11 protein-coding genes are annotated in these 14,256 nt (G+C 68.6%); 8 read left to right on the plus strand and 3 right to left on the minus strand.

All coding sequences use genetic code 11. From position 1 onward, the window contains the following. Positions 1–17: 17 nt before the first annotated feature. From ACFU8W_RS14475 to ACFU8W_RS14495, 5 genes are all read left to right on the plus strand, one after another. Complete coding sequence (locus tag ACFU8W_RS14475) at positions 18–551, plus strand: hypothetical protein (RefSeq protein WP_384036160.1); 534 nt, start codon at positions 18–20, stop codon at positions 549–551. 12 nt (positions 552–563) lie between these two features. Further along, positions 564–1,577: a hypothetical protein gene (locus ACFU8W_RS14480; protein WP_384036163.1), complete on the plus strand. Its 1,014-nt coding sequence runs from the start codon at positions 564–566 to the stop codon at positions 1,575–1,577. Positions 1,578–1,596: 19 nt separating this feature from the next. After that, the gene (locus ACFU8W_RS14485) at positions 1,597–2,931 is read left to right on the plus strand and encodes a Dyp-type peroxidase (RefSeq protein ID WP_384036166.1); all 1,335 of its coding nucleotides are present in this window, start codon (positions 1,597–1,599) and stop codon (positions 2,929–2,931) included. A gap of 62 nt (positions 2,932–2,993) precedes the next feature. Then, positions 2,994–3,857, plus strand: a complete 864-nt coding sequence (locus ACFU8W_RS14490) for a bile acid:sodium symporter family protein (RefSeq protein ID WP_384036169.1) — start codon at positions 2,994–2,996, stop codon at positions 3,855–3,857. Between the two features lie 772 nt (positions 3,858–4,629). Beyond that, positions 4,630–5,664 (plus strand): lytic polysaccharide monooxygenase, encoded by a 1,035-nt coding sequence (locus ACFU8W_RS14495; protein ID WP_384036172.1) that lies wholly within the window; start codon positions 4,630–4,632, stop codon positions 5,662–5,664. 78 nt (positions 5,665–5,742) lie between these two features. On the opposite strand, the gene ACFU8W_RS14500 is transcribed toward ACFU8W_RS14495, so the two are convergent. The 3 genes from ACFU8W_RS14500 to ACFU8W_RS14510 form a co-directional block, all read right to left on the minus strand. Continuing rightward, entirely contained in the window at positions 5,743–6,636 is an 894-nt protein-coding gene (locus tag ACFU8W_RS14500) for an esterase/lipase family protein (RefSeq protein ID WP_384036175.1), read from the minus strand. Positions 6,637–7,018: 382 nt separating this feature from the next. Further along, on the minus strand, positions 7,019–8,020 hold the full coding sequence (locus tag ACFU8W_RS14505; RefSeq protein ID WP_384036178.1) for an ImpB/MucB/SamB family protein: 1,002 nt from the start codon (positions 8,018–8,020) through the stop codon (positions 7,019–7,021). Further along, on the minus strand, positions 8,017–11,472 hold the full coding sequence (locus tag ACFU8W_RS14510) for a DNA polymerase III subunit alpha (RefSeq protein WP_384036181.1): 3,456 nt from the start codon (positions 11,470–11,472) through the stop codon (positions 8,017–8,019). The genes ACFU8W_RS14505 and ACFU8W_RS14510 overlap by 4 nt, the downstream gene beginning before the upstream one ends. 568 nt (positions 11,473–12,040) lie before the next feature. On the opposite strand from ACFU8W_RS14510, the gene ACFU8W_RS14515 reads away from it, so the two are divergent. The 3 genes from ACFU8W_RS14515 (at position 12,041) to ACFU8W_RS14525 (ending at position 14,134) form a co-directional block, all read left to right on the plus strand. Continuing rightward, positions 12,041–12,919: a septum formation family protein gene (locus ACFU8W_RS14515; protein WP_384036184.1), complete on the plus strand. Its 879-nt coding sequence runs from the start codon at positions 12,041–12,043 to the stop codon at positions 12,917–12,919. Positions 12,920–12,950: 31 nt separating this feature from the next. Then, positions 12,951–13,115 carry a Scr1 family TA system antitoxin-like transcriptional regulator gene (locus ACFU8W_RS14520; protein WP_384036239.1) on the plus strand — a complete coding sequence of 55 codons (165 nt, stop codon included), beginning with the start codon at positions 12,951–12,953 and terminating at the stop codon, positions 13,113–13,115. A 125-nt stretch (positions 13,116–13,240) separates the two neighbouring features. Next, positions 13,241–14,134 carry an alpha/beta fold hydrolase gene (locus ACFU8W_RS14525; protein ID WP_384036187.1) on the plus strand — a complete coding sequence of 298 codons (894 nt, stop codon included), beginning with the start codon at positions 13,241–13,243 and terminating at the stop codon, positions 14,132–14,134. The last annotated feature ends 122 nt before the right edge of the window (positions 14,135–14,256 follow it).

A 14,256-nucleotide genomic window follows, 5' to 3' on the forward strand; every position in this document is an offset into this window, starting at 1 on the left:
TGACGGGAGGAGCGAACATGGAGATCAAGCCACAGGCAGCCGTCATCCCCAAGGAAACCGAGCATCTCGAACAGGGGAAGTACGGCCCCATTTTTCCGAAGACCCCGGCGTGCTATGGGTTCACCGTGATCGCGAATGTCAAGCCGGGCCGAGCTGATGCAGTAAGGGAGTACGGATACACACTGGCCAAGGCGCTGGAGCAAGATCCGCATCTTCTCGCGCCGCTGAAGCTGCACTATCTGCGTTGGGTACTCTTCGACGACGACACGCGTTTCATGTACCAGGGGATCTTCGACACTGATTTCGACAAGTACACCGAGGACGCGATCGCGCTTTTCACCAAGGCGGGCGTGAGCACGGTTTTTGAGAACCTTGAAGGTTTCCCCGAGGACTGGCGAACCAACCCTGAGGCGTTCGTCAGGTTCGTACGCGAACATCAGTGTCCGAGCTTCATCGAGTACGGAGAGTATCCGTACGTATCGGCAGACGAAATCAAGAAGGCTTTGCGGGTCAAGAGAGCTCTGTCGGACATGCTCGACCAGCTTCAGTGAAGGCTTGCTGAGATGAGCGAGATCAAGACCGCACGGACGTACAACCAGAACCACATCCCGCGGGAGCGCACCCCCGGTGGGCGACGGGTGAGTATCTACGTCTCGTGGAGCTACCCGGCCGAGGCAGGCCGGAACACGGCCGAGCTGGACAATCGCTTCTCCACGATGACGGAGGTCAGGCGGGTGGCGTGGCCGGCCTACGAAGACCCGAAGTGGTCGGACCCCTATCAGTTCCAGCAGGGGATCGCGGGATCCCTGGAGCTGTTTTTCTGGGCCTGGGTGCCGTTCCAGGAGTTCGTCGAAGAAGTGACGGGACATCCCGTCCCGGTGTACCAACGCATCGACCAGGCAGGCTTTCACACCCCCCTCGATGAGCGAGTGCTGGCCGACACGGATGTCTTGTTCGTGTTCGGACTGGACCACATGATCACCGGCCAGGAGGCGCAGCCGGGGGAAATCGAGGCCTTGCAGGCCTTCCTCGCCCGAGAGGACGCCTGCCTCATCCTGGGGCCCCATCACGACGTCGGTACCTCGGACGACCTGTCGGTACGGGAGGTGGAGTACCGCCACCACGGTGATCCGCTGGTCCCCCGGCAGCAGCGGTTCGCCACGTTCGTCAGGGATTTGATGAAGGGCCTGGGGGTGCCGGTCGTGAACCGCTACGGCCTGCGCCCCGCCACGAGTGAGAGCAACCAGATCGCCCCCTTGTCCACGGTCAGGGACCTGGACCCGAAGGGCTGGCTGGACGGGGTGACCAACTTCAATTTCCACATGCATCTGCCGCACTACGACGTGACGACGAACGATCCGGACACCATCCACGTGCTGGCCAGGCAGCCGATCGACACCTCCCGGCCGCATCCCTTCACCGAAGCGGGCAACACCGAGTTCAACATGTTCTTGTGGATGCCTCCGAGCGGTGACCGAGCGGCCGATGTGCTGCTGGCGGACTCGACGATCTTCAGCTCCTTGTTTGGCGGTGATGACAGCCTGCGGAATTTCTGGCGCAACCTCGTCTCGAATTAGTGCAGCAAGGAGGCCAACCGTGATCGGGCCCAGGGACGTCGAACTAGAGCTGGACGACATTCAACGGGGGGTGCTCAGTCCTCGGCCGACCCCCTACGCCGCGACCTACCTCGCCTTTCGTATCGACGATCAGGCCCAGGGACGGGAGTTGATGCGCAGGGCGTCCGCGGCAGTGACGTCCGCCGCGGACTCGGCCAGCCCCTTGGGGGAGACCTGGGTCAGTGTCGCGGTCACCTGCACCGGCCTGGCTGCGCTCGGCGTGCCACGTTCATCGTTGGACACCTTCGCGTGGGAGTTCCGACAGGGGATGTCTGCCCGCGCCAAAACACTGGGCGACGTGGGCGAGAGCGCTCCGGAGAATTGGGAAGCACCGCTTGGCAGCCCCGACGTCCACGTGGTGATCGCAGCGGTCGCACCCGACCCGCTGCAGTTGGAGGCGGCGGTCGAGCGGGCCCGACCGGCCTACGACCGACTTCCAGGCGTGATGGCGATCTGGCAGCAGGACTGCTACGCCCTGCCCACCGAAACCGAGCATTTCGGCTATCGGGACGGTGTCAGCCATCCGGCCGTCGAAGGCAGCGGCATCGTCGGATCGAACCGACTGGAAGTCCCTCTGAAGGCAGGCGAGTTCGTACTCGGTTATCCGGACGAACTCGGGGGTGCCCAGACGCCGCAGCCCCCCGTACTGGGGCGTAACGGTAGCTACGCCGTCTTTCGTAAGCTGCACCAAAGGGTCGCCGAATTCCGACGGTACCTGAAGGACAGCGCCACCGGGCCCGCAGACGAGGAACTGATCGCCGCCAAGATCATGGGGCGCTGGCGCAGCGGAGCCCCCTTGGCGCTCGCTCCGCAGCGTGACGACCCCGCGCTCGGCGTCGACCCACACCGCCGTAACACGTTCCTGTACGAGCGGGACGACCCGGCAGGTTTCAGCACACCCGGCGGGTGTCACATCCGCCGGGCCAACCCCCGCGATGCCTCAGTGGCCGGAGAAGTGCGACTGCACCGCATGATCAGACGCGGTGCCGTCTATGGTCCGCCACTGCCCGACGGGGTCATGGAAGACGACGGAGCCGACCGCGGCCTGATGTTCGCGTTTATCGGCGCACACCTGGGGCGGCAGTTCGAGTTCGTCCAGTCGGAATGGATGAACGATGGCGTCTTCTTCGGCGCGGACAGCGCCAAAGACCCCGTCACCGGATCCCACGACGGCATCACTGGCTTCACCATTCCGCGGCGGCCGCTTCGACGGCGCCTTGCTGCTCTGCCGCGGTTCGTCGTCACCCGAGGTGGCGAGTACTGCTTCCTGCCAAGCCTGAGCGCCCTCCGCTGGCTCGGCGATCTTCAAGACTGACACGGCCGCAACGCGCGCCGTGGCACCATCCGGAGGTGCTCCGCCGCCCGAGGGGAAGCCTGATGGACACCCTGCACATGGTGCTCAACGCCGTCACAGTCATCTTCATCGCGGCCACGATGTTCGCCGCCGGCCTGGGGGCCACCGTTCCAGCACTGCGCGGCGTCTTCACCGATGTTCCGCTGCTCTTGCTGGCACTGATCACCAACATGGTGGTGATTCCGCTGCTCGGCTGGGGTCTCGGCGCGCTGTTCCATCTCCCCTCGGCCTCTTTCATCGCGCTCGTCCTGGTCGCTTCCTCGCCGGGCGGTCCCTTTGGGGCGAAACTGGCCATGGTCCAGAAGGGCGACGTCGTCGGGGGCGCGGCGATGCAGGTACTGCTCGCCTCCGTCGGCAGCCTCACCTTCGGACCGACCGTCAACGGCATCCTCACTGCGGCCGACGTCGGCACGAACGTCTCCCTCGACGTCGGGGCACTGGTCGGGACCGTGGCCTTCCTGCAGCTCGTGCCGTTCGCTATCGGACTGCTGATGCGCCACTACGCCACGGACGTGGCGCGGTCGTGGCACGCCCCGGCAACCGCAGTCTCCAACGTCACGTTCCTGGTCGTGCTGGCGGGCATGCTGCTCGGCAACTGGCGGGACGTCGTGGCCCTCCTCGGCTCACTCGCCCTCCTCGCCGGGTTCCTCCTGGCGGTCGCCGCCTTCGCCGCCGGCACACTGCTGGCTACCGGACCGCCGACGCGCCGCACCACCATGGGCGGCGTCGCCGCGGTCCGCAACGCAGGTCCTGCCCTGGCTGCAATTGGCATCGCCTTCGGTGACCAGCCCGCCATCCTGGGCGCCCTCGCCGGAGTCCTGCTCAGCGGCCTGGCAGCAGCCCTCCCGATCGCCACGGTTCTCAGCGGCAGGCGAAGCGCCCCATGAGACCGCCCGAACACAGCGACCAGGCCTGGGCGGTTACCCCAAAATGATCTGACTCAGCAACCGGTGCAGTACCGCAGCGAAGCACAGCAACCACCGCAACCGCAGCTAACCCTCAACGGCCCCAGAGGACTCCACGACCAGCGTCCTGGACCGCAACGACCTGCCGGCCGAGAGTTCGCAAACGCGGAACTCCCAGGACCAGAGACCGGTGGGTAGGAAACGTCTATCGAGTGAAGGTGGAGGTCGAGTACCGGCGCACCTTTGGAACATCGTTCCAGCTCCTATTTTCCTGGGCCGTCTGTGGGCCGTCGAAGGGCGGCCAGCGGTAACCAACGACGCCCAACGACCGCCGCTCGTGCGCAGGTCACATGACCTGTCGTGCACCTTCGCGGAGGTGAGTCGACCACCACGCAACTTCCTGCGCAACAAGAGGCAGCACACGAATCCTTCTCAGCAAGGCTGCCCGAAGCTCCACAGTGTGGTCGGGGTTTGGCCCGTGCAGGGGTCAGGGCCTCTGGGTGGCTCCCGGGAGCCAGATTGGGAGCCACCCAGCACGACATCAGGCGGTCTCCCCCGGACGACCACGGACAGCCCATGCAGCGTCAAGGCTGCCAGCGGCGGCTCGCCGGTGGACTTTCCTGAGCCCCTTCTTAGACGCTCCTTAAGCCGGCCATAACGATCGCCAAGTGCCCTTTTCCACGCCCTGTTTCGGTCAGGCGAACGGCTAGCTTCTCCTTGCCCCCACGTGGACCGCCGAAGGAGAGACGTCACCATGGCCGTGATCAGGACCGCCCGCCGCAAGGCCGCCGCAATCGCCGCGCTCGGCGCGGCGCCGCTCGCGCTGACGGGTCTCGCCGCGGCGCCGGCCGCCGCCCATGGTTCGCTGACGGATCCGGTCAGCCGGGTCTCCGCCTGCTTCGCCGAAGGGCCCGAGCACCTGAAGTCGGCTGCGTGCGTGGCCGCGGTCGCGGCGGGCGGTACGCAGGCGCTGTACGACTGGAACGGAGTCAACATAGCCAACGCGGCAGGAAAGCACCGGCAGTTGATCCCGGACGGCAAACTGTGCAGTGCGGGCAACGACAAGTTCAAGGGGCTCGATCTGCCGCGCGCCGACTGGCCGGCGACGAAGATGAAGGCGGGCACGCACACCTTCCGCTTCCGGGCCACGGCACCGCACAGGGGCACCTTCGAGCTGTATCTCACCAAGGCCGGCTACGACCCGGCGAAGCCCCTGAAATGGTCGGACCTGGAGGCAAAGCCCTTTGCCACGGCCACCGACCCAAAGCTGGAGAGCGGCTCGTACGTGTTCGACGGCGCCGTCCCGACGCGTGCGGGGCGGCAGCTGATCTACACCGTCTGGCAGCGTTCGGACTCCCCCGAAGCGTTCTACGCCTGCTCCGACGTGGTCTTCGGCAACGCGAGCGGCGGTGCGGGCGGCAGCGGTTCGGTCGGCGCGGTTCCGGCGCCCACGGCGTCCGCACCGTCCGAGCAGGAGATCGCCGGCGGCGCGGACAAGTCGTCCGTGGAGCACGGCGGTCATGGCGACGACGACGCCGGTACGGGGGCGAAGGTCACCGGGGCGGCTCCGGCCGCCGGGTCCGGGAGCGGTCCGTCCGAGGCGAACGCGCCCGAGCCGGACAGTGCCACCGGTCCCGCCCCGGCGGGCGAGAACCTCGCCGAGACGGGTGGTGACGGCAGTACCCCGTACCTGGCGATCGGCGGTGCGGCCGCGCTCGCCGTGGGCGCGGCCGCACTGTTCGCCTCGGTCCGCCGCCGGGCCGTCATCGCTGCCCGGCACGGACGCTGAGAGCGACCGGTCGTCCCAGGGCCCCTCGTTCGGATCACGACGGGCCGGCAGGATCCGGCAGGATCCGAACGAAAGACCTCAGCCGATGACCGAGGCGCAGGTGGTCGGGGTGGCGTGCGCCGGGTCCAGGGCGTTCGCCACCTCGTGGTACGCGATCCGGTCCACGGTCCCGATCGCCACATGCTCGGACAGGTCGACCGGGCACAGGTCCTGGAGCAGGACATTGCGTACGTTCGGCCCGTCCAGGAACTGCGTGCGGTACGGGGTCACGACCTCGTCGTACTTGGTCGCGACGACCGTGTAGCGCACGCCGGGCACGGTGTCGCCGCCCGCGTTGAGCTTGGTGATGAACGGGGATCCGGCGACCTGGTCCGCGAGACCGGGCGTGCCGGCGTTCAGCAGGTCCTCGGCGCCGGGGAAGTACGGCAGCAGTTTCGTCAGCCCGAGGAGGGTGGTGCCGTGGTTGTCGGGGGCGAGCCCGATCATGGCATTCACCTTCGCGGCGCCGCCGAGGAACTTCAGGTAGTAGTTGGGCATCATGCCGCCCTGGGAATGACCGACGATGTCGGCCTTGGGCGCTCCGGTGGCGGCGAGCACCTGATCCACGAAGATGGCGAGCTGACCGGCCGATTTGTCGATCGGACCGAGGCCGTTGAAGAACGGCACACCGGGAAGCCGGCCGTAGTCGAGCGAGTAGACGCAGTAGCCCCGGTCGACCAGGTACGGAGCGAGGACGAGCCAGTTGTCGATCGAGTTCCCGAAGGTTCCGTGGACCAGGACGACGGGGCGGGGGTGGGCTACGGAGGGTTTGCAGGAGTAGTCGTTCCAGCCCCGGGAGGGGGCCGTGGCGGCGGCGGGGGTGGCTGCGGTGGCGGTCGCCGTGGGGGCGGCGACCGCTGCGACGGCGAGGAGCAGTGCGGCGAGGGTTCTCCGCGCACGTGGGGTGCGCGGCGCACGTGTCCAGGGCAGCATCGTGTGGTCTCCTTGCGGCTCAAGGGAGTTGCGATGTCAATGCGCCCTGCGGCCCGGACCACAAGTTCTTACCGACGTTCCGTACCGATGTTCGGTACTGCGCTCTATGCGTTCATGCCAAATTACGCGCGAGTAAGGTAGCGAGGGAAGTTACGCGTCGGTAAAAACTGACGCAGCATCATCAGGTGTTCGTGCGAACCCGATATGACGGTACGTCAGGCAACGGGTCGATCATCCACGACGACCGCGTACAGCCGTGCACGCCTCGCCCGGGGGCGTATCACGTCGTCGAAAACGTGCGCTGCAGGGCAAAGACGGCACCGGTGCGCTCCCGCGGGGCGATCGTGACCACAGGTCGGTCGCGTCCGGCCCCCGGGGATCCTCATCGCCGAGGTCCGAGTCGCTCGCCGGCCAGAGCGGCGGGATGTACGGCCTCGGGTCCGAAGCGCCGCCTGGCCCGGTCCGCGGCGGCTTCGGCGGCACGGGCACGGTAATCGCCGGGGTCCAGGGAGAGTTGGCGGTGAGCCCTGTCGGCCGGCAGCAGGTCGTCGGCGCGGATCACGAAAGCACGGACTCGTGCTCGCTGCAGCCCGAGAGCGGTCAGCAGACCCAGAGCAGCCTTGACGAGGGCGGGCGAATGGTCGGTGGGTTCCGCCAGCGTGCACGTACGCGTGGTGGAGCTGCGGTCGGCGTACCGCACCGTGAGCGTGAGGCGGCCGGTGACCTGACTTTCACCGCGCAGGCGTTGACCGATCCTGTCGGCGAGTCCCAGGACCGCGCGGTGATGCCGCACCGGGTCGAGACAGTCCTGGTCGAGCACGAGATCGGCCATCAGATGTGCCGCCGGTTCCAGTGGGACGACCGGGCGGGGATCATGGCCGCGGGCCCGCTCGGTCAGCAGCCGGGCCTGGCCGACGCCGAGAATGCGTTGCAGGGTCGCCGGGGGTACGTCGGCAAGCTGACCGATGGTGTGCAGGCCGTACCGGCCGAGCGTGGCCGCGGTGGCGCGGCCGATTCCGGGCAGCGCGGTGACCGGTCGGGGGCGCAGCCAGGCGGCGGCCTCTTCGGCGGGAACCCAGGTGGTGTGTCCCGGCGCGGACGCGTCGGCCGCCATGGTGGCCAGCATGCGGTTGCCGGCGAGCCCTGCGCTGCTCTCGATGCCGTACAAGGCCAACAGTCTGAGTTTCGCAAGCTGAACCACGTCGTACGGGGTGAGGTCGAAGTACCTGAGCGCGGACGTCAGATCGAGCTGGACAGCATCGGGCGACACCGCCTGCACATGGGGGGTGATGCCGGTCAGCAGGTCGATCGCGTCCGCGTACCCTCCTTCGTACGGCAGGGCGTGCAGGTGCAGGTGGGCGATGTGCCGTCGGCGCGTGGTCATCCTGCGCTCCCCGGGCTGGTGTAGCCGAGCTTTCTCAGATCGGCTGAACCGCTGCCGGCGGGCTGCAGGTCGGCATAGGGATGCAGCCGGGCGCCTGTCGTGCCGTTGATCAGGGTGCGCCGCGGCTGCGCGGGGGTCGGTTGCGGATGGCTGACTCCGAGCAGGGAGAGAGCGGCTTCGGGGCCGTGATCGCGACGGGCGACGGCGATCCGGTCCAGGTCCCAGGCCATGGTGCCGACGACGGTGCGGCGGGTGCCGCGCACCTGGACCGTGCCGCGGACCAGCAGCAGCCCGCTGTGGAAGACGGTGTACGCGCAGGCGGGGTGGGAGTCCTCGAAGAAGGCCAGGTCGACCAGGCCGGAGCCGTCCTCCAGGGTGACGAAGATGATGCGCTTGCCGCTGGCGATCGGCGGGGTCTGCGTCGAGGCCCGTACCCCGGCGACGAGAACCTGCCCGCCCGGACGGGCTCCGGCCAGATGCGCCGCGTCGGTGGCGCCGATCTCCCGCAGCAGCCGGTGATGGTGCTCCATCAGATGCCTGGAGACGTCGATGCCGAGCGTGTTCAGCTCCGCGCTGAGGGCTTCGCGTCCGGTCATCTCCGGCAGGCCGCTCGGCTCCGCTCCGCCGACCGCCTCCACGTCGATGGGCAACTGGCCCTTGCTCGCGGACCGGGCGCGGGACTGCCGGTGGAGTTCGACGATCTGCAGCAGCAGATCCCGCCGCGTGAGGCGCCCGTCGTGCAGGGAGTTCAGTGCGCCGATCTCGGCGAGGCGTTCGGCGACCGGTCGGCTGGGCCGGGCCCGCTGCCAGAAGTCCGACAGCGATCCGTAGGGCTGGGCCTCCTCGATCCGCGCGCATTCCTCCTCGCTGATACCGCGCACCGCGGACAGCGCGAGCCGCACTCCCCACTGCTCCCCGTCGGCCCGCTCCACGGTGTGCTTCGTCCTGGAGTGGTTGACGTCGACGGGCAGGACCGGGACGCCGCGTCGGCGGGCGTCGCCGACGATGACGCGCTTGGGCCACATACCGGGGTCGTGTTCGAGGAGGCCGGCCAGCAGGAAGGCCGGGTAGTGCGCCTTGAGCCAGGCGCTCTGCAGAGCCGGTACGGCGAAGGCGACCGCGTGCGCCCGGCAGAAGCCGTAGGCGCCGAAGGCCTCGATGGTCTTCCACACCTGGTCCCGGACCGCAGGGCTGTAACCGCGGGCGGCCGCCCGGCGGTGGAACCAGTCCTTGATCCTGGGCAGTCGGTGCTTGTCGCCGAGTGCCCGCCGGGCGACCTCGGCCAGAGCGTGATCGCAGCCGGTCAGCACCGACAGCGTCTCGATGACCTGCTCGTGCCAGATGGTCACACCGTAGGTGTCGGCGAGCACGGGTTCGAGGTCCGGGTGGGCGTAGGCCGGTGTACCGCCATGACGTGCGGCGATGTACCGCTCGGGCATTCCCCCGGCAACCGGTCCGGGGCGGAAGAGACTGATGTCGGCGATGACGTCCTGCGGGTCGCGGGGCTGCAGGCGCGAGAGAAGATCCTGCTGGCCGGGCGATTCGAGCTGGAACAGTCCTATGGTCTGGCTCTCCTGAATGAGTTTGAACGCGAAGACGTCGTCGAGCGGCACCTGCCGTGGATCGTCCAGATCGATACGGTCGCCGGTCACCCGTTCGATATCGGCGACGGCGTGGGCCATCGCGGACTGCATCCGCACCCCCAGAACGTCCAGTTTGATGTTGCCCAGCGCCTCGATCTCCTCCTTGGCCGCCATCGCCATCGGGTAGTTGCCCTGAGGGGTGGGCTGCACGGGCAGCCGGTCCAGGAGCATCGCGTCGCTGATGATCACTCCGCACGGGTGCATGGCCATGCCGTGAACCAGGGAGTCGAGGCCTTCGGCGAGCTCCCACAACGGCCCGTACCGCTTCGCTTCGGCCGCCAGTTGACGCAGTTCGGGCAGTTCGGCGAGTGCGCTGGTGATGTCCGATGCCCGCAGGTGCGGGAAGCTCTTGGCGATCCGGTCGACGTCCGCCGGCGCGATCCCCAGTGCGAGGCCGGTGTCCCTCAGCGCCCGGCGGGCCCGGTAGGTCTCGGGCATCGCGGTGACCGCCACCCGCTCGGTGCCGAACCGGGCGAAGATCGCGTCGTAGCACTCCAGCCTTCTGGCGGACTCCACGTCGATGTCGATGTCGGGCAGCGACGCCCGTCGCACGCTCAGGAAGCGTTCGAACAGCAGGCGGTGATCGAGCGGGTTGGCCGTGGCGATGCCCAGCGCGTGGCAGACCATCGAACCGGCGCCCGAGCCGCGGGCCGCGACCCGAATGCCCAGCTCCCGGATGTCGGCCACGACCTGGCCGACGGCGAGGAAGTACGAGTCGTAGTTCAGCTCGGAGATCACGCCGAGCTCTTCGTCCAGCCGGTCGAGCGCCGCCCGGTCACGGTCCAGGCCGCGCCGGACCATGCCTGCCTCGCACTGGCGACGCAGAAACTGTGCCGCGCCGCCCGTTCCCGGCGCGACGCCGAGCACTTCCGGTTCCGGAAAGTGGGATGTGCCCAGCCCCAGGTCCGCCCAGGGATCGACGGAGCACTCGGCCGCCGTGGCGGCGGTGTCCGCCAGCAAACGGCCTGCCCGTCGGGCGTCCGCTCCGGCACACTCGGCGATCAACTGCGCGATGCGCGCCATCTCTCCTTCGCCCTTGAGCCAGCGCTGCCCGCTGTCCAGGCGGCGCCGGTCGATGGGACGCAGCAGCCGCGCGGAATCGAGGACGTCGGCGAGCCGGTGCTGGCCCGGGTCGGCGTAGCGGACGGCGTTGGAGAGCACGACGGTGGTGCCGGTACGGTCGGCCAGCGCCAGGGTGCGGGCGGCCAGCCGCAGTGATCCCGGGCCCGTACCGGACCGCCTGTGCAGGACAGCCTCCAGCCGCACACCGCTGCCGAAGATCTCCCGCCACGGCGCCAGCAGCTTCGCCGCGACGTCCTCCCGGCCTGCCGCCAGTGCCCGTACCGGCTCCGAGAGCGGTCCGAGCAGCACGATCAGACCGGGACCGCCGTACTCGCGCAGCGCTTCCCACGGCACCACCACCGGGGCCGCGCCGCCTGCCGTGCCCGCGTGCGCGGCCGACGTGATGCGGCACAGCCGTGCCCAACCCGTCCGGTTCCGTGCGAGCAGCACCACCCGCAGGGGCGGCTCGACGACGTGCGCGCCACCACGCGCCGGGGTGCGGCGGCGCTGCACCGGAGGAGGGGGTGCGATGGCCTCCACGGCCAGATCGATGCCGAAGACCGGCCGGATCCCGGCTCCGGCGCAGGCCTTCGCGAACCGTACGGCACCGGTGACCGTGTCTCGGTCGGTGAGCGCGAGCGCCGTCGTGCCGCACTCAGCCGCTCGTCGGACAAGGTGTTCGGGATGGGCGGCACCGTAGCGGGCGGAGTATCCGGACGCGACGTGCAGATGGGCGTAACCCGCCATGCCGCACCTCCATCACTCACCCCATTTGAGTCTTTTGCCCTATACATCCATCGTACGCGCGTTCGATTACTCTAACCCCCATCCACCTCGATCGATGATGTGATTCGAACGCGTGATCCATTTGGCGTATCCGACGCAGCGGCTCACCATGACCCCGTCGGGACTCGGCGTCACCACAGGGGAACTCTCCGCGCGCAAGGGGTCGGCAGGAAAACCGCAGCGTGCTGCGCAGCGATGCGCGCCGGGCACGGGTCATCCGACGGGCGAGCCGGTCAGCCATTCGACCCGGCCCCACCTGCACAGACAGGGGACACCCGGACCGTGGGGGCACGGCTTTCGCCGACGAGGCGAAGAAGGCCGTCACTCCACGGGCTGCACTGCTCGTCATCGGAGCTCACAAGCCCACCACCCGACACCTCCCGACCCCCCGCGCCGGACGACAACTCGTCCGGATATCACCCGCACAACCGCCTCCGGCGCAACGAAGCGCCCACACACAGCGCTGTCACTTACATGCCATACGATGCGCACACCTGTTCACACCCTTCCGTTTGAGGATGCTCACGTCATGTCTCTCGGTGTCACGTCCCGTTCCCTGCGCGGTATATCCGCTGCCATAGCCCTGATCTCGGTCGGAGCGGTGGGATGCTCCGGAGCCCTCGACAGCGCAAAGTCCGGCGCCAAGAAAGCGGTTCGCCAGCGATCGGTCTTCTCGCTCGCGGCCGGCGACTGCTACAACCCGAACAACGGAGCGGCCAAGAGCGAGGAGTTCAGCGTCGAGGTCGTGCCGTGCGAGGAACCGCACCAGGGCCAGGTCGTCGGAGACTTCAAGATCGACGGGCAGTCGGCGTACCCCGGTGAGGACAAAACCGCACAGATCGCCGACGAACGATGCCCGGCCACGGCGCAAAAGTTCACCCCCGACGCCTGGGCCCTGCCCAAGGGCGTCGACGTCTACTACTACTCCCCCACCAAGGAGAGCTGGGCGGCGGGCGATCGGGCCGTGAGCTGCACGTACACCAAGGGATCGGGCACGTTCTCCGGTTCGTTGAAGAGCAAGCCCCTGAACGCCGACCAGCTCGCGTACCTGCAGGGTTCGAACGCCGTCTACGAGGCCCTGTGGACGAACCAGCCCGAAGCAGAGCAGGTCGAGGACGACTTGGCCGGCTACAAAAAGCAGGCCAAGGCCGTTGCCGCCGCGCTCGGCACTCACCTCACGGCCCTGAAGAGCATTCAGCAGCCGGAGACCGTCAAGCTCCGTGCACGGCTGGAGGAGGCCGCCGGTGCGTGGGAGAAGGCCGCTTCGGCCGGTGACACGGACGCCTTCTACCTCGCCTACGACGGGGCCTTCTCCGGTATCAACCCGGGCAAGACGGTCGCCGCCCGCAAGGAGCTGAAGCTCGCCACCACCGTCCCGGCCGACGAAGCCGAGGTCTGGGCCGACTGACCCGGTCGGATCACGCCGTCCGGCCGGACACCTGACGGAGGCGTACGCACGGGCCGTGTTCGCCGGCCACTGCCCGCCGTCCAGCGAGGAAATCGTCGACCAGCACACGGAGGGGCGGCTGAGCCGCCAGAAGCTGCTGACGCGAATCCCGCTGACAAACCGTGCGACCGGCCGGTCGGCCATGTGTGAGGACTGAGCCCGTCCAGTATTCGCTGTTGATTTACCTCAATTTCCATTCCGTCCAAGGACTTTGATGGGCCATCATCGAATCGGAGGAAAAGTCGGGCACTCGGTGCCCGCACGGAGTGGAGGAGGCGCGGAGTGCGCAGTCGGGTGCGCGCAAAGGACGGGCGGCATCTGATGGTGGAGCGTCTGGGCGACCCGCGGGGGAGACCGGTCTTCCTGCTCCACGGAATGCCCGGGAGTCGGCTCGGTCCGGCGCCGCGCGGCATGGTGCTGTACCAGCGCAAGACACAGCTCATCGCCTATGACCGACCGGGCTACGGCGGATCCGACCGGCTGGCGGGCCGCTGCGTGGCGGACGTCGTGGAGGATGTGCGGGCCATCGCGGACTCGCTCGGACTGGAGCGCTTCGCCGTGGTGGGCCGTTCCGGCGGCGCCCCGCATGCCCTGGCCTGCGCCGCACTGATGCCGGACCGGGTCACCCGTACCGCCGCTCTGGTCGGGCTCGCCCCCTGGGGCGCGGACGGCCTGGACTGGTTCGACGGGATGGCCGCATCCAATGTGCTGGCGTACACCACGGCGGCGGCCGACCCGGACGGGCTCGCGGAGTCCTTCATCTCCCGGTCGGCAGTGATCAGACAGGATCCGGTCAAGCTCCTCGACGATCTCCGCCGGGAGCTGACCGACTCCGACCGGGTCATCGTCAACGACGCCGGAATCCGTTCCATGCTGCTGCGCAACTACAGTGAGGGGTTGCGCACTTCGGCGTACGGATGGATCGACGACGCGATCGCGCTCTGCACCCCATGGGGCTTCGACCCGGCGGACATCACCGGCTCCGTGATGCTGTGGCACGGCGAGAAGGACGTCTTCTCACCGGTCGGGCACTCCCGCTGGCTGGCCGGGCAGATCCCGGGCGCCACCGCGGTGCTGGAGCCGACGGCGGCGCACTTCGATGCGCTGTCCGTGCTCCCTGTCGTCCTCAACTGGCTGCTGGAGGAGCAGGCCACCGCCGCTCCCTCGAAGGGCTGACCCGGGCCGGGGGCCCCCCCCGCGGGGGCCCCCCGGCGCCCAGGGGGTGGGGGGCACATTGCGCCGGGGCCCGGGGGGGTGGCCGGCGGGACCGGGGGGCGGGGGGTCGGGGCCCCACAGCC

This window comes from Streptomyces sp. NPDC057565, assembly GCF_042801455.1.
Classification (GTDB): Bacteria; Actinomycetota; Actinomycetes; order Streptomycetales; family Streptomycetaceae; genus Streptomyces; species Streptomyces yanii.